The organism is Mesorhizobium sp. M0808, from assembly GCF_040320025.1.
GTDB lineage: Bacteria > Pseudomonadota > Alphaproteobacteria > Rhizobiales > Rhizobiaceae > Mesorhizobium.
This window is the reverse complement of sequence record NZ_JAMYOX010000018.1, coordinates 22,981-45,292: the sequence shown is the minus strand read 5'-3', so window position 1 is coordinate 45,292 and position 22,312 is coordinate 22,981. Positions and strand designations below refer to the sequence as shown.

Below are 22,312 nucleotides of genomic sequence, written 5' to 3'. Positions count from 1 at the left end.
TTAGCACCATAGCCAAATTAGTAGCATAGCTGCCGGCACAAAGCAAGAACAAAATAAGGCTACGCCTCAAATAATCGCGTCAGGTCGGCGCCGCCCCATTGCAGGCCCTTAACGTTCGAGGTTGGCGAAAGCCGAAGTGACATCCGATCTCCCCCCTCGTGGGGGAGATGTCCGGCAGGACAGAGGGGGGCGCGAAGGATCGCCAGCCTCTTGACCGTTCACCTGCTAATGACGGTCTGACGACGTAGTTGTCTCCGACTGACAGGCCGAGGGACAGTGCCCCCCTCTGCCCTGCTGGGCATCTCCCCCACAAGGGGGGAGATCGGCAGCTTCGCCGTCGCCGCCTGCTCCGAAACGCCCTTCCCCGATCGCCAACCCCCTCAGAACTCGATCCCCTGCTGCGCCTTCACGCCGGCGGAGAAGTGGTGCTTGGTCACGCCCATCTCGGTGACCAGATCGGCCGCCTCGACCAATACCGGTTTGGCGTTGCGGCCGGTGACGACGACATGCAGGCCTTCGCGACGCGCCTTCAGCGCCGCGACCACCTTTTCGAGATCGAGGTAGTCGTAGCGCAGCGCGATGTTCAGCTCGTCGAGCACCACGAGGCTGATCGACGGCTCGGCCATCAGCTCCAGCGCTTTCGCCCAGGCAGCCTCGGCCGCCGCGATGTCGCGCTTCAGGTCCTGTGTCTCCCAGGTAAAGCCCTCGCCCATGGCGTGCCAGACGACACGGTCGCCGAAGGCGGCAAAGGCGTCTTTCTCGCCGGTGTGCCATTTGCCCTTGATGAACTGAACGACGCCGACGCGCTTGCCATAGCCGAGCATCCTGAGCGCCAGCCCAAAGGCGGCCGTGGTCTTGCCCTTGCCCGGTCCGGTGTTGACGATCAGCAGCCCCTTCTCGACCGTCTTGGCCGCGACCTCGGCGTCCTGCACCGCCTTGCGCTTGGCCATCTTGGCGCGGTGGCGTTCCTCGTCCTTGGGATCGATAGTATCAGCCATGTCATTTCACCTTGAGCGGCAGCCCCGCCACCATCAAAAGCACGGTGCCGGCAACAGCCGCGACGTCCTGGTTCAGCCGGCCGGCGGCGTCGCGAAACCGTCTTGCCAGCGCATTGTCCGGCACGATGCCCTGGCCGACCTCGTTGGACACCACGAACCACGGCCCACGCGGCCGCGACAGCACATCGGCCAGCCTCCGGCATTCCGCCTCGACATCATGGTCGGCCAGCATATGGTTGGTCAGCCACAGCGTCAGGCAGTCGATCAGCACCGGCTGGCCGTCAGGCAGCGCTCCGATCGCGCCGGCAAGGTCGAGCGGCGCATCGATGGTCGTCCAGCCGGCGCCGCGGCGCGAGCGGTGCAGCGCGATGCGCTGGCGCATCTCGTCGTCATAGGCTTGCGCCGTGGCGATATAGCTCCAAGGCGGCGGGCCGACCGTCACCAGGCTCTCGGCATGCGCGCTCTTGCCGGAGCGCGCGCCGCCGATGACCAGGGTCAGTGCCCCGGCAGCGCGGTCAGGCAAAGCTGTCGCGCAGGCTGGTCGCCGTGCCCGTGAAGCGTCCGCGCACCACGCCGACGACCGCGCCGAGCACCAGCCAGAACACCAGATTGGTCAGCGTCACCGCCACCACGAACTGGTGGTGCAGGCCTTCCGGGATCGCCGTCTCGAAGCTATCGGGCTGCGGCGCGCCGACGATATGCGGCGCAACGATCGACGCCACGGCAAGAGCCACCAGCGGCAGCGATCTGCGGAAGACGATAAGGCCGAGACCGGCCGCTGTCGCCACCACTGTTGCCCACCACCATATCTGGCGTTGGACAAGGTCGGCCGCCGGCATCGCCGGCAGTTCCGGCGGCAGGCCGAGGCCCGGCGCCAGCGTGAACACGGCAAAGCCGGCCAGCCCCCAGAACAGGCCCTGGCGCCAATTGCCGATGCCGCCGGCGAACTCCGAAACCGCAACCAGGACCAGCGCAAAGCCGATACCGGTGACGATATTGGCAACGACGCTGAAGCCAAAGCGTTCGAAACCGTCGGCCGGCGCCCAGCCTTCGTCTTCCGCCGGAGCCATTGCTTCAGCCGGTGCCGGCGCGGCGCTGCTCATAGCCGTCGTGCCCGCGGCGTTTTCGGCCGGTGCCGCAGGTGCCGCGGCATGGTCATGGCCGCCGCCGGCCTGTTCGTAGACTTCCGCCTTCAGGATGAGCGGCACCGTGGCATAGGCTTGCATGCAGGCGAGAGCCACGCCGGCCACAAGCCCTGCGATCGCCGCGATGAACACGACGTTGCGAAACAGTGTCATGATGTCAGCCCCTTGTCAGTGGCAGGGAAAGCCCATCGAGTGGCGATAGTCGTGCGCGGCATTGTGGACCGCATCGATATGCGAGAAGCCGACAAACCCCATGACGAAAATGCCGAGGAATGCAGCAAGCGCCAGCTGCGTGAGACGCGACTGCGAGGAGGCGGAAGCGCCGAGCGAGACGGAAGCGGTATTCATGTCTTGTCCTTTCGCCCTCCACCCGAGGGCATAGAAGTCAGTTTCCTGTCGCCGGCAGGTCTCCTGGCTCGCGGATCAGCGCCCTTCCCCACCTTCCCGAAGGCGAACCTTCAGTGGCATATGGAGAGGACTACCGCACACAGTTGCGGGGGCAGCCACGGCATTGGGCAAACAACTGCCCTCACCGCATTCCCTCTTGGTTCCAAACGGAACCGACGACATCAGTGACTATAGGCAGAATCGCCGCGCCCGGCAAACCAAATTCCGCCGGATCGTGTGGCGAATGCGCCGCCTCGCCAAGCCCGGTCGGCCGGCGCCGCGATTGACAATTTTCGCAGCCGGGTGTCGGCTGGCGGATGGGGAGGAAGCCGGCATGCAACCCAGCCCGAATGAGCGCGGTCCCTACAACGGCCTGACGCGGGCCGAGCCGACGCTGCCGTCATCAGCCTATTGGGACATCGCGGCCTATCAGCGCGATCTCGAGGCCATCTGGTATCGCAACTGGCTGCTCGTCTGCCGCGAGGCCGACCTTGCCCAGCCGCTGGCTTTCAGGACGTTCCGCATAGGCACGCAGGAGGTCGTCGTGCTGCGCGACGAGACCGGCGAGTTGCGCGCCTTCCACAACACCTGCCGGCATCGCGGCTCGCAGCTTTGCCAGCAGAGCGAAGGACGGCTGAAGGCGCGGCTCATCACCTGCCCATACCATGCCTGGTCCTATTCGCTGCACGGCGATCTGGTGCGCGTGCCGTCGAAATCGCTGCCGGACGGCTTCGACAAGGCCGATCATCCGCTCTACCGGGTCGCGCTTTCGGTGTGGCGCGGTTTTGTCTTCGTCAATCTGGCGGAAGACGCTGCCGGCTCGGCTGAAACATCCTTCGATCCGGCATCCGGCAGCCTCGCCAACTGGCCGTTGGAAACGCTGCTGAGCGGCCATGTGCTGCGCAAGGTGATAAACTGCAACTGGAAGGTATTTTGGGAAAATTTCAACGAGTGCCTGCACTGCCCCGGCGTCCACAAGGACCTGTCGCGGCTGGTGCCGATCTATGGCCGCGGCCTGATGGGTCGGCACGACGACCCCGAATGGGCGCGCCACGCCGACAATGACGCGCCGGAATTTGCCGGCGGCTTGCGGGCCGGGGCCGAAACTTGGTCGCGCGACGGGCGCGTCCACGGCTCGGTCTTTTCCGGCCTGACGCCGGGCGAGCGTGCCGCCGGGCAGACCTATGCCACCAGCATGCCGTCGATGTTCGTCGTCGGCCATGTCGACTATGTCAGGACCGTGCGGCTGGTGCCGCTTGGGCCGGAGCAGACCGAACTTACCGCCGAATGGCTTTTTTCGCCCGAAGCGCTCGCCGATCCGGCCGCGGATATCGACAACATCGTCGCCTTCGGTACCCAGGTGCTGGAGGAGGATGCTGATATCTGCGAGGTCAACCAGATGGGCCTGCGCTCGATGCGCCACAAGGCCGGCGTACTGATGCCCGAGGAATACGACTTGCACCGCTTCCACAACTGGGTGCGCGAGCGCCATGCGGCGCTCGAACATCAAAGCGATTTGGGCAGATAGCGCCAGGTGACGAAGCCTCAGGCCGCCGCCAGCAGGCCGAGTGTCGCGAAAACCGCGCCCAGTCCGAAAAACGCCCGCACGCCGGCCAAAGGCTTTCCGGCTTTGGCCTAAAGCAGCTCTGATGCCGACCGGTACCAACGCGACGCAAGGCCCTGCTTCTTTTGACGGTGGCAACCGTGATAGTCGTCTTGCCGGGGCTGAACCAAGACAGCGAGACCATGAGCATCGACACGCCGACCGCAGCCGTTCAGGATCAACCGAAGTCGAAGCGCATCGCCGCTATCGACATTGCACGCGGCATCGCTTTGCTTGCCATGGCGAGCTATCATTTCACCTGGGACCTCGAATTCTTCGGCTACACCGATCCCGGCCTCACCGCCTTCGGCTGGTGGAAAATCTACGCGCGCTGCATCGCCTCGAGCTTCCTGTTCCTGGTCGGCATCAGCCTCTGTCTCGCCCATGGCAAGAAAATCCGCTGGACCGGCTTCTGGAAGCGCTTCGCCATGGTTGCCGGGGCAGCGCTCGCAATATCGCTGGTCACCCGCATCGCCACGCCCGACGGCTTCATCTTCTTCGGCATATTGCACGAGATCGCGCTCGCCAGCCTGCTCGGCCTGGCGTTCCTGCGCCTCCCGGCGCTGCTGACGCTTGCCGTGGCGGCCCTCGTTATCGCTGCGCCTTTCTACCTGCGATCCGAGCTTTTCGATCATCCGGCTTTGTGGTGGGTCGGCCTGTCGGCGACCAACCCGCGCTCCAACGACTACGTTCCGCTGCTGCCCTGGTTCGGCGCCGTACTTGCCGGCATCGCGGTTACCAAGCTCGCCGCCACCTCCGGCGCGCTGACGCGGCTGTCGGCCTTGGCGCCCGGCCGCTGGGCAAATCCGCTGGTCTTCATCGGCCGGCACAGCCTTGCCTTCTATCTGATCCATCAGCCGGTGCTGATCGGCTCGGTCTGGCTGTTTTCGCAATTCATGCCGGCGCAGGCCGAAACCAGGGAGGTGAGTTTTCTGAAATCCTGCCAGATATCCTGCGAGCAGGCACGCGACACCGAGTTCTGCTCCAGCTATTGTGCCTGCATGCTGGACACTCTCCAGGGCGAAGCCTCGCTTGACCGGCTCTACAGCAACGACCAGTCCCCGGAGTGGAAGGCGCATATTGGCGAGCTCGCCGGCACCTGCACCGCCCAAACCGAGGCGGCGGAACCGGGAACGCGCTAATCGAGGGAGGACAATAATGAGCGACAGTCACCCGAAACCCGTGCAGCAAAATCCTGGGCAGCCGAGGCTGGGGCACATCCCATGGCCGCCGCTGATCTATATCGCCGCCATCATCGTCAGCGTCGCGCTAGGGCTGTTCTATCCGCTACCGTGGATCGGCGATCTTCTCGGCGACATCCTGTTCGCCGCCGGCCTTGTGGGGTTGGTGGCGGTTGCCGCGCTCTGGTTCACGGCAATCCGCACCATGATCCGCGCCAAGACGACGCTCAACCCGAACGGCGTGCCTGACCATCTGGTGACTACCGGACCCTTCGCCGTCAGCCGCAACCCGATCTACCTCGCCAACACGCTGCTGCTGGTCAGCCTCGCCTTTGTCACTGGGATCGCCTGGTTCCTGCCGCTGGCGGTCATCGCGGCGTTCCTGACGCAGAAGCTGACGATCGAGAGCGAGGAGAAGGTGCTGACGGCCAAATTCGGCAAGAAATACCGGGACTACGCCAAAAGGGTGCGGCGCTGGATTTGAGCCGGCGCTGACGCCACGCTCATGTGGTGACGCCGAGTTCCACCAGCCGCTCGACGCAGGATTCCTCTGCCTGATCGAGCTCGGCCAGCGTCTCTTCGAGGTCGCGGCGTTTCTGGCGCAAATCCTCGCGCTTTTCCTCGATGCGCTTGATCATCAATTTGAGTTGGCCGACCTCGCCGGGCGGCTCCCTGTACATCTGGATGATTTCGCGGATCTCGTTGATCGAGAAGCCGAGCCTCTTGCCGCGCATGATCTGGCGGATGAGATGCCGGTCCGACGGACGAAACAGCCGAGTGCGGCCGCGTCTTACTGGCTGCACCAGCCCTTCGTCCTCATAGAAGCGCAACGTCCGCGTCGACACGTCGAATTCGCGGGTCAGCTCCGTGATTGAATAATATTCCCGCATCGTCACTCCAATGCCCCGGCCACGCCGCGAGTTCCAACTGGCCGGCGCCGCCGGCGCCCAGGCGCGTACCAGAATCGGCGGACAAGGCACCTTCAAAGCCTCGCATGGCATTTACGTAAAAGTCAATTGAGGTGACGTTCAGCGCACGCCGAACCACCATGTGGCGAGCCCGAGAAAGGCAAAGAAACCGACGACATCGGTGACCGTGGTGACGAAAACCGCCGAAGCCACAGCCGGATCGATCTTGAAGCGGTCGAGCAGCAGCGGGATAAGGATGCCCGCCAGAGCCGCCACGAACATATTGATGATCATCGCAGCCGCAATGATGCCGCCGAGATTGCGATCGTGGAACCAGGCAGCAGCGACGAGGCCGATCAGGATGGCAAAAATGATGCCGTTGATGAAGCCCACCCCGATTTCGCGGCGGATGATGCGGCCGGCATTGTAGATGTCGAGGTCCCTGGTCGCCAGCGCCCGCACCGTGACCGTCATGGTCTGCGAGCCGGCATTGCCGCCCATGCCGGCGACGATCGGCATCAGCACCGCCAGCGCCACGATATGCTCGATGGTGCGGTCGAACAGGCCGATCACCGAGGCCGCCAGGAAAGCCGTCAAAAGATTGACCAGCAGCCAGGGCACGCGCGAGCGCGAGGTCGAAAAGATGCTGTCCGAGAGTTCTTCGTCGCCGACGCCGCCCATGCGCAGCAGATCTTCCTCAGCCTCCTGCTGGATGACGTCGACGACGTCGTCGATGGTCAGCACGCCGACCAGCCGCTCGTTCTCGTCGACGACGGCGGCAGACAGAAGATCGTATTGTTCGAATTCGCGTGCCGCCTCCTCCTGGTCCATGGTGGCCGGGATGGCATGCCTGGTCTCATGCATGACCTCTTCGACCTTGACCGAGCGCTTGGTACGCAGGATCTGGTCGAGGTCGATGGCGCCGAGCAGCTTGAAGCTCGGATCGATGACGAAGATCTGGCTGAAACGGTCGGGAAGATTGTTGTCCTCGCGCATGTAGTCGATGGTCTGGCCGATCGTCCAGAAGGGCGGCACCGCGACGAACTCCGTCTGCATGCGGCGGCCGGCGGTCTCTTCGGGATAGTCAAGCGAACGCCGCAGCCTGATCCGCTCGGTGAACGGCAGCTGCGACAGGATCTCGTCCTGGTCCTCCTGGTCGAGGTCTTCGAGAATGTAGACCGCGTCGTCGGAATCGAGATCCTGCACCGCCTGGGCGATCTGCGCATTGGGCAGACTGTCGACGATGTCGCGGCGGATCGCCTCGTCAACCTCGGTCAGCGCGGAAAAATCGAAATCCTTGCCCAGCAATTCGACCAGCGCGCGTCGCTGTTCCGGGTGCAGGGCCTCGAGCAGGTGGCCGAGTTCCGACTGGTGCAGATCGTCGACTTCACGCTTCAGCGTCAGCGTATCGCGATCGGCGATCGCGGCACCGATCTGGGCGAGGAACGACGACAGGATGACGCCGTCCTCGTCATAGATGTCGGCGCGGCGCTCCTCGGCTGCCCTGGCGCCGGTCATCTGTTCGTCCTGGCCTTCCACCAGCGCCTCCCGCCATCGGATTTCCGGATAAGGTGCCTGTCAGGTCTAACGCATGACCCTGACAATCGGAATCGATTTTGCGAAAGGACCATGCACAACGACAAATTGCTACAGCGCCGTTCGCGCGTCCAAACGACGCGGCGCATACCGGATGGTAGGAGGAGAGGACGTTCTACAAACCTGCGGCGCTGCAAACCTTCGCGGCGGCAGGTAAAGGGCAGCGTATCTCCCCCCCGGTCAACCAGATGGGCAGATCGACACTGATTCAAAACGGCGAGGCCGACAGTGCGAGGGCCTCGCTGGTATTGGACTGGAAGGCTTCCCGATCAGGCGGCGTGGCGCTTGGCCTCAGCCGCATAGCGGTCCAGGAGACCGCTCCAGCCACCCTCGGATTCGAAGGCCTCGCGCATCGCCTCTGCGGTTTCGCCCATGTTCTCCAGAAGCCTGTGCTCGAGTTCCACACGCGTCGCGTTCTCGCCGAGCGCGACAAAGCGGATCTCGACTTCGGTCAGCAATGCCGGATCGTAGCGCCAGCCGGCTCCAATGCGCCAGGCGAGCGTCAGCCTTGACGGCGGATCCCAGGCGAGAACCTCGCCCCAATCGCATTGTGACCCATCCTCGCCAATCTCGTACCAGCGGCCGCCGGCTTTCGGTTCGATCACCGCGGTCGTCAGGGCGGATTTGCCGATCGAGTGCGAAGCCGGCCACCAGCGCCCGAATCCTGTGGTGAACACATCGAATGCCTTGTCGAGCGGCACCTCCACCGTCACCGACTTCCTGACCGGCGCGGGCTTGATCATGGTCGTCATTTCCTCTTCTCCTTGCTGTTGTCGACTTCCCGTTTGAAGGCGCCGAGCGCATCGCCCCACATGCGGTCGAGCCAGGCGCGCATCTCGCCGAGCCCATGCGGGTCGAGATGATAGATGTTGCTGGCACCTTTCGGCTCTGCGCGGACCAGCCGGGCTTCCTTCAAAACCTTGAGGTGCTGCGATACCGCCGGCTGCGAGACCGGAAGCACTCGCGTCAGATCGATGACCGAGCGTGGCCGATCGGCGATGAGCTCGAACACCTTGCGGCGCGTCGGATCGGCCAAGGCCACCATTCCTGCATAATCATAAATCATGACTTATGATAAGCTAAAACTTATGATATATCAACCGAGGGCGTGGCGGGCCCGTGTTTAAGCAACCGGTCGGCTCGAGGCTCTGGGGCAATTCCTTGACGCGGGGGCATGGACAGCGATGCGGATGCAAGACTGCTCAGGGAATCGATCCACCGCATGCGGGCCAGCCGGCAAATGTCGACCACCGGGGAAAAGTAAACCTGGCGGCAAGGTTTTTACCTTATCGGTGTATGTGTCTCTCCGGCGAAACGTTAAGAACGGGTAAATTGGTTTGGCCCTAACCACGGAAGCCTCTCGCTACAGGCCCTCCGCCATATGGCAATTGCGCCTCTCCTTGTTCATGGCGACATACGTTTTAGGCGCATCTGCACTATATCCAGAAGTATTCTATACGTCAGCTTTAATCTATTCTCACAAGTTTCTTGTTGGCATTCCGGTGTTGTTTATCGGGGGCGTCTGCTGTACCGCGCTAATCCATGGCCGGCGGCAACCGGTTCGCTACGCACTGGATTTGGTTCAAGGGCGCTGGCGCGGTTGTCTGCTGGTGCTGTTGTTCTTCTTTGCCAGCTTGACCGCGTTCTCTACCTACAAGATCGCCATCCCGTCCGTCGTCCCATACTATGCCGACAACTGGTTGGCCGATGCTGATGAATGGCTGCACGGGATGCCGCCATGGGAGATCGTCCATAAGCTCGACAGCAACAATTGGTCGTTCGTCGTCTTCAACAGCTATGAAGTCATTTGGTTTTACCAGTGGTTCGGCACCATCCTTTTCGTGTCGCTCTGGTCGGACGAGATTGCCCGCATCCGCTATCTCTGCGCAGCAGCGCTGACGTTGTCCGTCCTCGGAACGGTCTTGGCCGTGGCGCTGGCATCGGTCGGACCGGTTTACTACCACCACTTTGTCGGCGTGGATCGCTTCCACGGATTGAATGCGGCCCTGGACAGGCTGGACCATAGTTACATGGTGCGGGAACCCGCGGCATATCTCCTGATGGCTTACCAAAGCGGCCGGGCAAGTCTTGGCGGCGGCATCTCGGCCATGCCAAGCATGCATGTCGCCTTTGCCGCATTGAACGCCTATTTGCTGTCATCGATCAATCGCTGGCTTGGCGTTCTGGGTTGGACCTTTGCAGCCCTGATCCTGTACGGATCGGTGTTCACTGGCTGGCACTATGCCGTGGACGGCTACGCATCGATCGTTGTTGTATCGGTGATCTGGTGGGCGACCGGACGCCTGGTGCGCGAATAGTTATGTGCGCTTTTCGATAGATGGCCATGCCCGCCGATGCCCACTTCGCATAAGCCAAACTCGCGACCGCAATCAGGCAAACAGCACGTGCCCCGACAAGGACGCTCCCTGCCGTGCTCGAATTCAACGGGCAAGAGATTCCGCTTTCGAATTTAATGGTGCGGTCGAGATGCAGCGCCGCAACGCCTCCCGCGTTGATTTTAAAGCATTTTTCCACGATTCCGTGGCGATTTGTATTGAGGGTGGTTCGGCAGCGGCAAAGCATGTAGTTCCAGCCAGCCACCATCGGCAGGCAGCTGGCAGCCTTGCCATCACATCCTCCTCCTGACGAACACCTAGTCTAATACGGTCAACCGTTAGGCGCCGCGCCGCGCCGCTCGAGCGCGGTCTTGCGGATGATTTCCGCGATCTCCGGGCTGCTGCTGCACAGCATCTGGAAATCCGCCGAGTGTAGCGACAGGAGTGAGACCACCGTTGTGGCGCTGACGGTCGCCGAGCGCGGTTCGCCGGTGATCAGCGCCATCTCGCCGAAGAAGGCGCCAGGGCCCAGATCCACCGGGTTCGGCGTCGCGACGCTGACGCGCCCCTCCACGACGAAGAACATCTGATCACCGGCCTCGCCATTGCGGCAGATCACAGCGCCCGCCGGCACGATGCGAGGTCGTAATGCGCGCACGATCTCGACTAGTGTGGCCGGGCCGAGCTTCTGAAACAACGGCACGGCGGCGACCAATTGCCAATTGCGGACGAAATCCTCGCGACGGACTTCTTGATAAAAGCCGGTGGCAAGAATGCCAGCCCAGAGCGCGAAGATGCCGATGCCACTCATCATGACCGCCCCGGCAAGGACGCGGCCGGCGAAGCTTTCCGGAATAGCGTCGCCATAGCCGGTGGTGGACAGCGTGACCACGGCCCACCACATTGCCTGGGGGATGCTGCCGAACTGTTGCGGTTGGACGTCGCGCTCGATGACATAGGCTGCGAGCGCAAAACCGAAAAGAACGATGCCGAAGACCGTGGCGACGCCGATCAGGTTGCGCGCTTCGTTGGTCAGGATTCTGCCCAGCAGCGGGAAGAAAGTTGAATCGCGCAGCGGTTTCAGCAGCCAGACAGCACAGTAGAGGCTCCGGTCGGGCGTGCCGACGAGCAGAAATGCGGCGAGTGGAACCAAAACCGCGAGCACATCAATGGCGATTGCCGGCGTCCTGTCCCGAACGTCTCCCGCCCGGCGCTTGAGCAGTTTCTCGGCCAATTCCAGGAGATAGACGCCCCAAATGACTGCGAGCACGGCAGCCAAAGCCAGTCTGCTTCGTCCGGACAGGTCCGGTGTCGTGAGCGTAGCCACCGCCACAAGCCCAGTCGCAGCCAGCACCGCGTTGAGCGGCGCGTAAATTCTTAAGGAAGGCAGTACCGACATTCTATGCCCACGAGCGGATACTACCGTCCAGGATAGAATGCCTTCAAGGCAAGCGCAAAGGTGCTAATTCGATATGGAGATTACCGGGCCACCCTTGGTCGTCGCTGGACCATAGGCCATGAGCCATCCGATCAGGGTCGAGATCGAGCTGCCCCTCGAACCACACCCAGCGCCGGCTCGTTCTCGGTTGGACCTTTGCAGCCCTGATCCTGTACGGATCGGTGTTCACTGGCTGGCACTATGCCGTGGACGGCTACGCATCAATCATTGTTGTGTCGGTGATCTGGTGGGCGACCGGACGCCTGGTGCGCGAATAATCATGTGCGCCTATCGATAGATGGCCATGCCCGCCGATGGCCTCTTCGCATGGGCAAAACTCGCGATCGTAATCAGGCAAAGGGCACGTGCCCCGACAAGGACGCTCCCCGCCGTGCTCGAAGTTCAACGTGTAAGAGATTCCGCTTTCGAATTTGATGGTGCGGTCGAGAAGCATCGCCGCACCGGTTCTCGTGTTGATTTAAAGGCCTTTTCTGACATTTTCGTACCGGATTGTATCACAGTTTGTATCTCAATCTGTATCGCTCAATGCGGAGCCGATATTTAAGCTCGTAATGGCTCAATCTCGAAGCTGGGAGCATCGCCCGTACGCTAACCGGCGCTAACGGAGAGGATGCCTGGGGCGCCGGTCTAGACGAAACGAGCCCCGTGGTCCTGGTCCTTCGCAGTTTCTTTCGGAACTAGCGCGTGAGCGTCAGCGACCTCCGTAAGGGCAATAGTCTGCGCTGCTATGGTTGATCAATCAAAACAGCGGCTGATGGGCGCCCCGCAGATCGGCTTAGGGCGTCCTGGTTGTTCAGAGACAATCTCTCATACGCTCACCTCTCTTAAAAATTTCCCTGTGGATATTCCCATTATGACGATGCGGTGTCGTATTCGTTTGGCGGCAACTGACTAGAGGTAAGCAACTTGGGCTCGGGGGAATCATGAACAAGTTGCTTGTTGGTGCGGCATTGCTTGCCGCCGGCGTTTTCGGCGCAGATACATCTTTCGTTGCTTATATTAGTAACTCCGCAGGGATGGTGGCCTTTGCGCAGGAGGCGCAAGGGACCTCGCCAGACGCTGGCGCCGGTGAGGGCCTTGGCAATGGCGGGGCAGCACTTGGCTCGGGATCAGGCTCCGGCACTGATGATGCGGGCGCAACGCCCCCAGCAACCGCGACGGGAGATGCTGCGCCCGCGACTGAGGCTCCCGACGCGGCGGCGGAAGTAGGAACGACCGATCAATCGACCGACACAGAAGCCGCACCCGAGGAACCAGCAGCGGCGACGACCGAGACGACCACCACAAGCGGCGATCCCGAGGCGATCGGCACGCCCAAAGTCGATTTGCCGAAGAGTTCAGGCAATGGCAATCTGGGCTATGCCATCGGCATCGACGTCCCGGACTTTCACGGCATTGAGCCGTCGATCGCGCTCAACTATGACTCTTCGCGCAGAACCAAGCTAGGTGCCCTCTACCAGGGTTGGCTGGGCTATGCCTGGGGTCTCGGCGGTTTCGATGTCATCGAGCGGGCAAGCCCGGGCTATGGCATGCCGGCCTTCGATGCCACCGACATCTATCTGCTCGATGGCCAACAACTGGTCGCCTGTGTCGCCGGCATGGTGTCGCCGTCGTGTTCGACCGGCGGCACGCATGCGACGGAGAATGAATCCTATCGCCGCATTGCGCTGAACAGCACCACCAATGAATGGAAGGTGACGGATCGCGACGGCACCGTCTCGACCTTCCGCTCGGTCGCTGCCGTCGCGAACCTGACGCCACCTGCCGGCACGCCGGCCTATGACCTGGCCCAAAACTATCGCTGGCTGCTGACCTCGGTCGCCGACACCAACGGCACCAGCGTCGCCTACACCTACACCTGCCCGGCAAGCCCGGTCTGTTACCCCGATACGATCAGCTACAACGGCACTGTCGTAAAATTCTATCTGGAGACGCGGCCCGACCTGATCCTGATGGGCAATGGCCGCGACATCTCCGAGACCAGCCAGCGCATCAAGGCCATCGGCGTCACGGTCTCTGGCGCGCTGCGCGGCGCCTACAAGCTGACCTACGACCAGGCGCCGTTCTCCAGCGCTTCCCGTCTGACGGATGAGCCAGACAGCGGGACATGATGTCGGAAAGCGGCACGATCTGGTAGCTGCCGCCGCGCTCGGTAATGCCGGCATTGTTCACGGCAAGTGCGGATTCCAGGATATCGACCAGCGCATCCTGCGATACGGGTTGCGACGTCTGCAGCGTCACCGTCCCCTGCACGCGCGGATTGACGATGTAGTTGAGATGCAGCGCGTCGCCGAGCACGGCTTTCGCCGCTTGTGCGATGGGTGCGTTGACCAGATTGAGCTCGAATTGGCCGGAACCATCGGCCGTCACCTGGGCGATTGGCGCGCCAGACGACACAAAATTGCCGGAGCCCTGATACTGCGCACCGGAAAAACGCTGAGCTTCACCTGCCGCAGTTAGGGGATGGGAAGCGTTATATCCCGCCCGCAGCGGCGAGTTCTTTGCATGCAGGCTATCAACGGTTTCGGTGAAAAAATCCTTGCCCGACGGAGACGTGCAGCCCACGCATGCGAGCAGCATGCACAACACGACGCAATTACTCAGATTGATCGACATCCGCCCGATTCCCCTAAGGTTTTAGTCTAGGGCGTCTTGGGGATGGGCGCTGGAATTGGTGGCGTTATTTCGCGTCTGTCCACAGGTGGATAGAAGAGGGCAGTAAGCTGGCGTCAGGCGGAGCCGCGTGCGATTTTGGAGAGCAAAGGACGTTGCTCCATGAGGAAGCGGTGCTGAAAGCGATAGCCGCGCGAACATGGCAAAAAGTGCATTGTCACCGCATTTCTCGTTGTTGACGCGTTTCGCCAGCGCTGCCACAGCCTGCAACTGGCCGAGAATCTCTCGTTTTTCCTCAATCCCAGCCCTTGCCAAGGCGATGCTGTCAAATGTGATGAACACCATCCAGCCGGCGGTGCAGGTTACCGCCGCCGCAATGGCCAGAGCGATGAGGCGGCGGACCATCGGGCGCGCGTTGAGGATGGTGGAGAGCATGATCAAAGCGTTCCGATCTTTGCGGTGATGGTGAAGCGCTCGCCATCATGGCCCGGAACCTTGACCACTGGCGCTGCGAATTCGGGCGCCGCAAACAGCGGCGATGCGTCCAGCGGCCCGATCAACTCAGCCGCGGAGGTCGAAAAGCCGGTGATGGTCAGGTCGCCGCCTTTGGTCGACAGGTCAGTCAGCCGGGCCGTATCGGGAAGCAGGTGCGTCAGTTCTGCCCAGACGCGAACCAGAGAGATGGATGTCTTTTTCTCGTTGCCGATTCTTTCGACCTGCTCGATGTTTGCCTGGCGTTTCTGCAGCGACGATCGCGCCGCCTTGGCCTGCACCTGAGCATCGGCGATTTGCGCGTCGAGTTCCGTGTCGGCCTGCCAATAACGCCATTGCGCATGACCGAAGGTGAAAAGTGCTGCGCCAGCAAGATTGAACACGCCGCTGTCCAGGCGATCCTCGCGCGACGGTCGCATTTTGTCGGTGGCAAGACGGCAGCCATGCTGAGGCGATCAGCGCGTTGGGTTCGATTCCCATCCGTCACAGATGGGCTGCCAACCGTTCCAGCGGCTCTACGAATCGCTTACACAACGGCCGCCAGTGTCTTGGTCTTCACCACGTAGCAGGAACAGTCCTGCTCTACTTGCTCGCCAAAAAGAATATGCACCTGCGTCGGGTCTATCGGCGTTGACGCCAGCAGGTCGAGCTCGGCCATGCTCCTCGCCTGCCGAAGCGGCGGCCGTCGCGCCGCCAGTTGCCGCGTCAGAAACAGCCCCGGTTGAATTTGGATTCCGAACATCGGACGTTTGCGCCGAGGGCCAGTCTGCAGAAGTGCAAGAATCTCGTCCGATGAGGCCGTGAGCGACAACGGGATCGATTGAAATTCGAGCGCATCTGCTTCGCGAACGCGGATACTGTCGTCCGCTATGTTGATTATCCAGTCGCCGCTGCAAGAGCGCTTTTGATTAAGACTAACCCGGTCCAGATCCCTCGCAGCTCATCGAGCCACCAGTCTAAGAAATCCAGGAATTGCTCGTTGAGTGTTGCCAAGATCGCCGCCCGCCACCCCAGCTGATTCTCGGCCGAGGTTTCAGACCGAGATTACAGTTGCTGGTGTGACGCGGATATCGGCGAGAGTGCGCAACGTTGGTTGGCCACAGCGTTTGTTAGCTGATATAGGCGCCGTTCGTTGGTTGAGGACTGATTGTGACGACGAGCGAACATTCTGGATTCTGTAGCTAACCCTTGTCAAGGGCAACGGCGCCGAAGCGATCTTGCCCGATAGGGCCGGCTCTCTTTTTGCCGTAGGTGGATTGTCCTCGCATAGGCGCGGTGCACTTTGGCAAGCGCGCGCCGCAGGCCATCCACGTCGGCCAGTGCCAGGATCAGGTGCACGTGTTTCGGCATCGGGCACTACGTCCAAATGCCGACATCGGCGACGCGGCACTAAGTCGAGCCATGCGGTCAATCAACACACAGCGGCAGCCGAGCAAGTACACAAGAAGTGCACTGTCACCTTAATTCTAATTGTCAACGTGATTCGTTGATAATTCATTTGTCCGGCTCGTTTATCAGAACGGAAAACAGTTAGTTCATCTTCTTTAGGTCTTCCTCTCTATACATGCCCTCGTACTCCCACAAAAAATGCCGCCTAAGGCAGGAGAGACAATCATACCAAGTTTCCGCCTCGCATGATTTAATAATATTCAATATAGCTTTCCGAAAAGCATCATACCTATATTCTTTCAGAACTATGACATAAGGTTCTTTCTCTACCAATCGCCTGTTTCGCTCCGTAGCGATCACACATTGAAAAATATCGGTCTTATTCGAGCCTTCGATTCCGATATCAAGGGAAAGTTGAAAAACAACATCGCTTGGGTCAGGCGCTTCATACCCTTCTTCTTCCTCAAGATCTATAACTTGATAGTTGGAGGGCAGGTCTACGGACGTTCCGAACGCTACGCGTAGCCTAATTTTATGGTGCTTCGACGTCGACATGCACGTTCCTGTTGAATGTACTGCTGTCGGGCGTTCTCGCATCGAAATTCGCCTGATAGCCTGTTCTAGCACGAAATTCGCCAGCTGGCGTTGTTGTTTGTTTGGCCGTTGGGCCTCTGAACTGCCGCAGTCCGTCCGCGGATGTTAGGCGTATGGCCCCATTTTTGAGTCTGCTCACCGTATAATTTGGGCCCACATACTCAACACCGACCGCCATAACATCACTTTCAGAATAGACCCCCGTTACGCTTCGAGTGTTTGGGCCGTCTTTCATTCTTAGTTGCGTTTGTATTTTGTAAGATAACTTATTTCTTAAATTTACTACTCTAGAACGAACGTTTTCTAGGGCACGTAGTTTTTCTAGCAAAGTCCCCGTTTTGATCCCGTTGTCATCCATCTCACTTTTCGAGGCGGGTCCATAGTATTTATTAAAGTCCCACCCAGCTACTTTTGTGCAATCGCACTTTTTGTCCTTTGTAGCCAAGCTTGGTAGCTGGTTTGTGATGCCGGCGGGACCTCCCGGCTCTCTGCCCACGGATGTGCCGTCGTTTGCAGGCTGATTGAGATGAACCCAGGCTGGCGCGCCATAAAGCGCGCTCGCTCGGTCACGACGGACATGCCTCGGCCTGCTTGTCCGGTTCGGGCTCGATAACAGTGATCTGAGTTGCGGGCTGATCGTCGGTACGGATGTGTGGCATAAACGACCTCACTTGATTGGCAATGGATTTGCCGTGTCACCGTTGGCGGTCGAGGGGCCGCCCCGCGCGATCGAGCATCCGATCGATCTTGCTCGCCATGATGAAATCGTTCTCGTGCAGTCCTTTGATCTTCTTGGTGCTCAGGGAAACCGTCACATAACCCCAGCCGAAGCTGATGTCGGGGTGATGGCCCTCGGTTTCGGCGAGCTCACCGATCTCCTGAACAAGGGTGAGCGCGTCCCGGAAATTGCGGCATCGAAAGCTCCGCTGGATGCGGTGGGCATCGTCACCCAGCTCCCAATCAGGAGCCTGTGCCTGGAAGCGTTGGGCTTCATCACGCGTGAGCGGCGGGACGCCGCCGCGACAAGGCGTACATGTTTTCTCGGCAAGAGTGTCGGTCATGTTCTTGTCTCCAAGACCATTTTTAGCAGCAAATACGACAGCGACGAGCCTATCGATCGATCTCCCCGAACACGATGTCGAGCGAACCGATGATCGCCGAGATATCGGCTCGCATGTGCCCGCGTCGCTGGCCTTCCGTCGTCCTGGCTATAGTTTCAGGCGCCGCTCAGTAGTCCATTCCGCCCATTCCGCCCATTCCTCCCGCGCCACCCATAGCGGGCGAAACCTTCTGCGGAATGTCCGCGATCATTGCTTCAGCGGTGATCAGGAGCGCGGCAATCGAGCCGGCATCCTGCAGGGCCGTCCGAACGACCTTGGCGGGGTCGACGATACCGGCCTTGATCATGTCGACATAGACTTCGTTCTGGGCGTCGAAGCCCTGATTGTGATCCTTGCTGTCGGAGAGCTTGCCGACGACGATCGAACCTTCAACGCCGGAATTCTCGGCAATCTGGCGGATCGGCGCTTCAAGTGCTCTCAGCACAATCGAAATACCTGCCGTCATGTCAGCATTCGCGCCAGTAAGCTCAGTCAAAGCTGCCTTGGCGCGCAAAAGCGCAACACCGCCGCCGGCAACGATGCCTTCTTCCACGGCTGCACGAGTGGCGTTCAGCGCATCATCGATGCGGTCCTTCTTTTCCTTGACTTCCGTCTCGGTCGCGCCGCCGACGCGAATGACAGCAACGCCGCCAGCCAGCTTGGCGAGACGTTCCTGGAGTTTCTCCTTGTCGTAATCCGAGGACGTTTCCTCGATCTGCAACTTGATCTGCTGGACGCGCGCCTGGATGGTGGCTTTCTCGCCGGCGCCGTCGATGATCGTCGTCGTATCCTTCTCGATGAGCACGCGCTTAGCCCGCCCGAGCATGTCGATCGTGACGTTCTCGAGTTTGATGCCGAGATCCTCGGAAATCATCTGGCCGGCGGTGAGCACGGCAATGTCTTCCAGCATCGCCTTGCGCCGGTCACCGAAGCCTGGCGCCTTGACGGCTGCGACCTTGAGGCCGCCGCGCAGCTTGTTGACGACCAGCGTTGCTAGCGCCTCGCCTTCGACGTCTTCCGAGATGATCAGCAGCGGCTTACCGCTTTGCACCACAGCTTCGAGGATCGGCAGCAACGCCTGCAAATTGCCGAGCTTCTTCTCATGGATGAGAACGTAAGGGTCCTCCAGCTCCGCGCGCATCTTCTCGGCATCGGTGACGAAATAAGGCGAGAGATAGCCACGGTCGAACTGCATGCCTTCGACGACATCGAGTTCGGTTTCGGCTGTCTTGGCTTCTTCGACGGTGATCACGCCCTCATTGCCGACCTTGTTCATCGCCTTGGCGATCATGGCGCCGACCGACGCGTCGCCATTGGCGGCGATCGTACCAACCTGGGCGATCTCGTCCGAAGATTTGACTTTCCTGGCCCTGGCTTGAATGTCCTTCACCACAGCAGCCACAGCAAGATCGATGCCGCGCTTGAGATCCATCGGGTTCATGCCCGCGGCAACGAATTTGGCACCTTCGCGCAGGATGGAAGCGGCCAGCACCGTGGCGGTGGTGGTGCCGTCGCCGGCGAGGTCGTTGGTTTTCGAGGCCACTTCGCGCACCATCTGTGCGCCCATGTTTTCGAACTTGTCGGTGAGCTCGATTTCCTTGGCCACCGTCACCCCGTCCTTGGTGATGCGCGGCGCGCCATAGGCCTTGTCGATGATGACGTTGCGGCCCTTGGGGCCGAGCGTCACCTTGACGGCGTTGTTGAGGATTTCGACGCCGCGCAGCATGCGGTCACGCGCGTCGGTGGAGAATTTGATTTCCTTGGCAGACATGATTTTACGTCCAGTTCAGTCTTGAAATTGCGGGATCGGAAATCGCCCGGTCAGGCGGCTTTCTTGGCCGCTTTGATCTTCTCGACGATGCCCAAAATGTCGCTCTCCTTCATGATCAGGAGGTCCTCGCCGTCGATCTTGACCTCGGTGCCGGACCATTGGCCGAACAGGATGAGATCGCCGGCCTTGACGTCGAGCGGGATCAGCTTGCCGCTCTCGTCACGCGAGCCCGGGCCCACGGCGATCACTTCGCCTTCCTGAGGCTTTTCCTTGGCGGTGTCGGGAATAATGATCCCGCCCTTGGATTTGGTATCGCCTTCCGCGCGCCGAATGACGACGCGGTCGTGGAGTGGCCGGAATTTCATTGGGGGTTCTTTCTGCCGCCGCACATAGAGCGACTGCAACACTTAACATAGCCCCTTTGGCACTCGAATGATAGGAGTGCCAAATTTTTAATTCCTCAAACCGAAAATATTTGAAATGAAATCAGTCGTTTTTACCGGCGCTTTTGGCCGTCCGAAAGGCGGAGCCATAAGCAATTTTATTGTAATTCATCCCTCTTAATTTTGCCGACAACAGACTATATTAATCCGCAATTACGAGACAAACTTATCGAGCCTTGATTGAATGTGCATCGAGAGATATATACAGTTCGCGAAAATTTGGCACGATTTGGCTTTCCCGGTCCCGATCGACATAGGTCCGCGACCTTCGACCCACCATGAAGCACCGAATTTTCGACAGCGAATGTATAGCGCTTATCCGGCGCGCATGTCGCTCTGTTCGAGCCTTTGAACCACGGCGCTGACCACGGATGTACTGGCAGCATTGGGATCTTTCCGGTTCGGATGGAAAAGATGCAGGAGGGGCGTCGGCGTGCTCCTGCGGAAAGCCGCACCCCCTCATGCAACGCAGCCTCCCCGCGTGGGGAGCGCTTGCCCGCGCTACGGCGGCGGCTTTCCATGCGAGCCGCTTCAAAAATGATGCTGCGAAACGGCTCCGGCTTTATCCGACGAACGCCTCACGCATCCGAGCGAACATGCCGGGCTGTCTCCGGGCAATCGCCGCACGGATGTGACGGGCGGCCGTTACGGCGCTCACCGTCGCGCCGAAATGACAATAGCAGATGATCTCATGCAATTGCCTGTCGGTCAGTTCGAAGAACCGCTTCGCTTCGCCGTAGTTGTCGCTTTCCAACCCGGCGGCGCGGAGGACAGGATCCTCGAAAGCGACTGAGATCGGCGAGCCGTCGCCGCGCATGGCCCCGCGTGATCTAACCGGCTGATACTCGGTTTGGTGTAGCGTCGAGAGTCGCCGGTCAGGGTTCCGTTCAAGGAGCTCCGCCCAGCGTTCAAGACGTTCGCTGCGCGACATGGCCTGGCGCAGGTAGTCCTGATCGATCTCGGCGACGATCTGCAGTTGCTCAACCGTCTGGTGCTTCATTTTAGCCTCCTATTCGGACGATAGTTGGCCCACCCATATCCTTCTTATACCTGCGGCCAGCGTGACTCCGACCGATCGTGAAGTCCAATCACGATGATGCTGGGAGGGCTTCCCCCCACAAAAATGCGGAGGCTTCGCAAAGATCCGGCCATTAATTTGGCGAACGCGGTCAAATGCGCGGCTGTTCGACGATGTCGGTCTGGAGTCCGTGCCGATCGAGGTGATCGACGGCAGAGTCTGTGCTGGAGTAGCCCGGCTCCATCGCTGGCCGGGCAGCGGGATCAAGCGAGTGGCAGTTTAGCTTCGAAACCGCCGTAATTCTGAACGCGCACAATGCGAAGAGACGCAAGGCCGCGAGCCTGCAACAGACGTTCGCTACGCGGTTCTTGACGGCTTGAGGTATGTTCAACCTTGGCGCTGACTTTTCCGAACCGAAGCCGCAGCTACGACGAGGCCGGACAATACCTCCATTTTCTCGGCTACGATGGCATGTTTGAAATGCCGTTCTTGATTGAGATTGAAGCGCTCGCGAACGCAAAACCGGAAGCAGCCACAGCCGAAGCGGGTTATTTGGCGACCTTCGATGCATCAAGGGACTCCATTCGTGATGTCGCGCGGAAAGCTTCCTCCCACGGCCGCAAGAACGTGTACCAGCCCAGAAGACCTCGACGCTTCGAACGGCGGACGAGCAAAGCGTTCCCCGTAAGGGATCGGCTTATCCCTGCGACCGCGGAGTTGTGCGGTTTCGACATGGTTGGCGACTACGTCCTTGTCCCCGTCGATTAGAGGATTATCCTTGACACGTTTGGGCGAGGCGATCGCCCATGGAGGTTGTCATGGCAGACGACAAGTCAAAGCGTGGTCCGCAAGACAGAGCACGGGTCGACGGTGGCGAAGACTATGAAGTCGGGTACCTCATGAAGAAGCACCATCTCGAACGGGCTGATGCCCTCAGGCTGGTAAAAAAGTATGGAAACAACCGCGCAAAGATCGAAGAGGAACTCTTTGCCCGAAAGGTTTGATCGCGTATTCCCGTGAGGCTGGCATAGAGCCAAGCACGCCTGAGTGTGACCAGGCTGCAGGCATAATCATGGCGCTTTTCAGCAACGGCATCGGCACTGCTGAGGAATTGAAGGCAGCGCTCCAGTTCCGTTTGGAGAGTGAGTTGCGACGGCACGGTCAACGCCTATCCCGCCTAGCTGAGAACCGCTCTAGATCGTAATTGTACATCGAATTCCAAGTGGAGGTCGCGTTAGATGCAAAACGCGAGCCTCTGAAGAAAACCATTGTCCAATTA

Annotated in this window: 25 protein-coding genes, 1 pseudogene and 1 riboswitch; of the genes and pseudogenes, 7 read left to right on the top strand and 19 right to left on the bottom strand. The window is 60.3% G+C overall.

What is annotated here, in order from left to right; translation table 11 throughout:
- Nucleotides 1–380 precede the first annotated feature (380 nt).
- Genes cobO through NKI25_RS20460 form a run of 4 tightly spaced genes read right to left on the bottom strand, consistent with a single transcriptional unit; the run spans nucleotide 381 to nucleotide 2,491 of the window.
- The gene (cobO, locus tag NKI25_RS20475) at nucleotides 381–998 is read right to left on the bottom strand and encodes a cob(I)yrinic acid a,c-diamide adenosyltransferase (RefSeq protein WP_352568974.1); all 618 of its coding nucleotides are present in this window, start codon (nucleotides 996–998) and stop codon (nucleotides 381–383) included.
- Nucleotide 999: 1 nt separating this feature from the next.
- Nucleotides 1,000–1,521 carry a bifunctional adenosylcobinamide kinase/adenosylcobinamide-phosphate guanylyltransferase gene (cobU, locus tag NKI25_RS20470; RefSeq protein ID WP_352539634.1) on the bottom strand — a complete coding sequence of 174 codons (522 nt, stop codon included), beginning with the start codon at nucleotides 1,519–1,521 and terminating at the stop codon, nucleotides 1,000–1,002.
- Nucleotides 1,514–2,296, bottom strand: a complete 783-nt coding sequence (locus NKI25_RS20465) for a CbtA family protein (RefSeq protein WP_352999208.1) — start codon at nucleotides 2,294–2,296, stop codon at nucleotides 1,514–1,516. Before NKI25_RS20465 ends, cobU begins: the two co-directional genes overlap by 8 nt.
- A 15-nt stretch (nucleotides 2,297–2,311) precedes the next feature.
- Nucleotides 2,312–2,491, bottom strand: coding sequence for a CbtB domain-containing protein (locus tag NKI25_RS20460; protein ID WP_352999206.1), 180 nt, complete (start codon nucleotides 2,489–2,491; stop codon nucleotides 2,312–2,314).
- Between the two features lie 36 nt (nucleotides 2,492–2,527).
- A riboswitch (cobalamin riboswitch) is annotated at nucleotides 2,528–2,723 on the bottom strand.
- A 141-nt stretch (nucleotides 2,724–2,864) separates the two neighbouring features.
- Here NKI25_RS20460 and NKI25_RS20455 point away from each other — a divergent pair.
- From NKI25_RS20455 to NKI25_RS20445, 3 genes are all read left to right on the top strand, one after another.
- Nucleotides 2,865–4,058 (top strand): aromatic ring-hydroxylating oxygenase subunit alpha, encoded by a 1,194-nt coding sequence (locus NKI25_RS20455; protein ID WP_352587584.1) that lies wholly within the window; start codon nucleotides 2,865–2,867, stop codon nucleotides 4,056–4,058.
- A 218-nt stretch (nucleotides 4,059–4,276) separates the two neighbouring features.
- Entirely contained in the window at nucleotides 4,277–5,275 is a 999-nt protein-coding gene (locus tag NKI25_RS20450; protein ID WP_352724947.1) for a heparan-alpha-glucosaminide N-acetyltransferase, read from the top strand.
- Nucleotides 5,276–5,291: 16 nt separating this feature from the next.
- Nucleotides 5,292–5,798, top strand: coding sequence for a methyltransferase family protein (locus NKI25_RS20445; RefSeq protein WP_352587579.1), 507 nt, complete (start codon nucleotides 5,292–5,294; stop codon nucleotides 5,796–5,798).
- Nucleotides 5,799–5,817: 19 nt separating this feature from the next.
- Here NKI25_RS20445 and NKI25_RS20440 read toward each other — a convergent pair whose 3' ends face one another.
- From NKI25_RS20440 to NKI25_RS20425, 4 genes are all read right to left on the bottom strand, one after another.
- Complete coding sequence (locus NKI25_RS20440; RefSeq protein ID WP_023676566.1) at nucleotides 5,818–6,204, bottom strand: MerR family transcriptional regulator; 387 nt, start codon at nucleotides 6,202–6,204, stop codon at nucleotides 5,818–5,820.
- 138 nt (nucleotides 6,205–6,342) lie between these two features.
- The gene (mgtE, locus tag NKI25_RS20435) at nucleotides 6,343–7,740 is read right to left on the bottom strand and encodes a magnesium transporter (protein ID WP_502894205.1); all 1,398 of its coding nucleotides are present in this window, start codon (nucleotides 7,738–7,740) and stop codon (nucleotides 6,343–6,345) included.
- 347 nt (nucleotides 7,741–8,087) lie between these two features.
- Nucleotides 8,088–8,570 (bottom strand): SRPBCC family protein, encoded by a 483-nt coding sequence (locus tag NKI25_RS20430; RefSeq protein ID WP_254818127.1) that lies wholly within the window; start codon nucleotides 8,568–8,570, stop codon nucleotides 8,088–8,090.
- Entirely contained in the window at nucleotides 8,567–8,884 is a 318-nt protein-coding gene (locus NKI25_RS20425; protein ID WP_352568979.1) for an ArsR/SmtB family transcription factor, read from the bottom strand. The genes NKI25_RS20430 and NKI25_RS20425 overlap by 4 nt, the downstream gene beginning before the upstream one ends.
- Nucleotides 8,885–9,224: 340 nt before the next feature.
- Between NKI25_RS20425 and NKI25_RS20420 the strand changes: the two genes are divergently transcribed.
- Entirely contained in the window at nucleotides 9,225–10,136 is a 912-nt protein-coding gene (locus NKI25_RS20420; protein ID WP_352999239.1) for a phosphatase PAP2 family protein, read from the top strand.
- A gap of 349 nt (nucleotides 10,137–10,485) precedes the next feature.
- Here the strand turns inward: NKI25_RS20420 and NKI25_RS20415 are convergent, their stop codons facing one another.
- Nucleotides 10,486–11,553 (bottom strand): cyclic nucleotide-gated potassium channel, encoded by a 1,068-nt coding sequence (locus NKI25_RS20415; protein WP_352999203.1) that lies wholly within the window; start codon nucleotides 11,551–11,553, stop codon nucleotides 10,486–10,488.
- 983 nt (nucleotides 11,554–12,536) lie between these two features.
- Between NKI25_RS20415 and NKI25_RS20405 the strand changes: the two genes are divergently transcribed.
- On the top strand, nucleotides 12,537–13,724 hold the full coding sequence (locus NKI25_RS20405; RefSeq protein ID WP_352999202.1) for a hypothetical protein: 1,188 nt from the start codon (nucleotides 12,537–12,539) through the stop codon (nucleotides 13,722–13,724).
- Here NKI25_RS20405 and NKI25_RS20400 read toward each other — a convergent pair.
- The 10 genes and pseudogenes from NKI25_RS20400 to NKI25_RS20355 form a co-directional block, all read right to left on the bottom strand.
- The gene (locus NKI25_RS20400) at nucleotides 13,621–14,229 is read right to left on the bottom strand and encodes a hypothetical protein (protein WP_352999200.1); all 609 of its coding nucleotides are present in this window, start codon (nucleotides 14,227–14,229) and stop codon (nucleotides 13,621–13,623) included. The genes NKI25_RS20405 and NKI25_RS20400 overlap by 104 nt on opposite strands.
- Before the next feature lie 21 nt (nucleotides 14,230–14,250).
- On the bottom strand, nucleotides 14,251–14,661 hold the full coding sequence (locus NKI25_RS20395; protein ID WP_352999198.1) for a hypothetical protein: 411 nt from the start codon (nucleotides 14,659–14,661) through the stop codon (nucleotides 14,251–14,253).
- Nucleotides 14,662–14,663: 2 nt separating this feature from the next.
- Nucleotides 14,664–15,101 (bottom strand): PilN domain-containing protein, encoded by a 438-nt coding sequence (locus tag NKI25_RS20390; protein ID WP_352999196.1) that lies wholly within the window; start codon nucleotides 15,099–15,101, stop codon nucleotides 14,664–14,666.
- A gap of 143 nt (nucleotides 15,102–15,244) precedes the next feature.
- Complete coding sequence (locus NKI25_RS20385; protein ID WP_352999194.1) at nucleotides 15,245–15,376, bottom strand: hypothetical protein; 132 nt, start codon at nucleotides 15,374–15,376, stop codon at nucleotides 15,245–15,247.
- A gap of 872 nt (nucleotides 15,377–16,248) precedes the next feature.
- A complete protein-coding gene (locus tag NKI25_RS20380) occupies nucleotides 16,249–16,662 on the bottom strand; it encodes an Imm8 family immunity protein (protein WP_352999192.1) in 414 nt (137 codons plus the stop codon).
- Nucleotides 16,663–17,396: 734 nt separating this feature from the next.
- Nucleotides 17,397–17,762 carry a 4a-hydroxytetrahydrobiopterin dehydratase gene (locus NKI25_RS20375; protein WP_023676573.1) on the bottom strand — a complete coding sequence of 122 codons (366 nt, stop codon included), beginning with the start codon at nucleotides 17,760–17,762 and terminating at the stop codon, nucleotides 17,397–17,399.
- A gap of 49 nt (nucleotides 17,763–17,811) precedes the next feature.
- A pseudogene (locus NKI25_RS20370) lies at nucleotides 17,812–17,886 on the bottom strand (NADH-quinone oxidoreductase subunit D-related protein); the annotation flags it as partial.
- 42 nt (nucleotides 17,887–17,928) lie between these two features.
- Entirely contained in the window at nucleotides 17,929–19,572 is a 1,644-nt protein-coding gene (groL, locus tag NKI25_RS20365) for a chaperonin GroEL (protein ID WP_352999190.1), read from the bottom strand.
- A gap of 50 nt (nucleotides 19,573–19,622) precedes the next feature.
- On the bottom strand, nucleotides 19,623–19,937 hold the full coding sequence (locus tag NKI25_RS20360) for a co-chaperone GroES (protein ID WP_023676575.1): 315 nt from the start codon (nucleotides 19,935–19,937) through the stop codon (nucleotides 19,623–19,625).
- A gap of 640 nt (nucleotides 19,938–20,577) precedes the next feature.
- Nucleotides 20,578–21,015, bottom strand: a complete 438-nt coding sequence (locus tag NKI25_RS20355; protein ID WP_352587573.1) for a hypothetical protein — start codon at nucleotides 21,013–21,015, stop codon at nucleotides 20,578–20,580.
- Between the two features lie 411 nt (nucleotides 21,016–21,426).
- Between NKI25_RS20355 and NKI25_RS20350 the strand changes: the two genes are divergently transcribed.
- Entirely contained in the window at nucleotides 21,427–21,801 is a 375-nt protein-coding gene (locus NKI25_RS20350; protein WP_023676577.1) for a DUF1488 family protein, read from the top strand.
- Between the two features lie 50 nt (nucleotides 21,802–21,851).
- Entirely contained in the window at nucleotides 21,852–22,037 is a 186-nt protein-coding gene (locus NKI25_RS20345) for a DUF3606 domain-containing protein (RefSeq protein ID WP_023676578.1), read from the top strand.
- The last annotated feature ends 275 nt before the right edge of the window (nucleotides 22,038–22,312 follow it).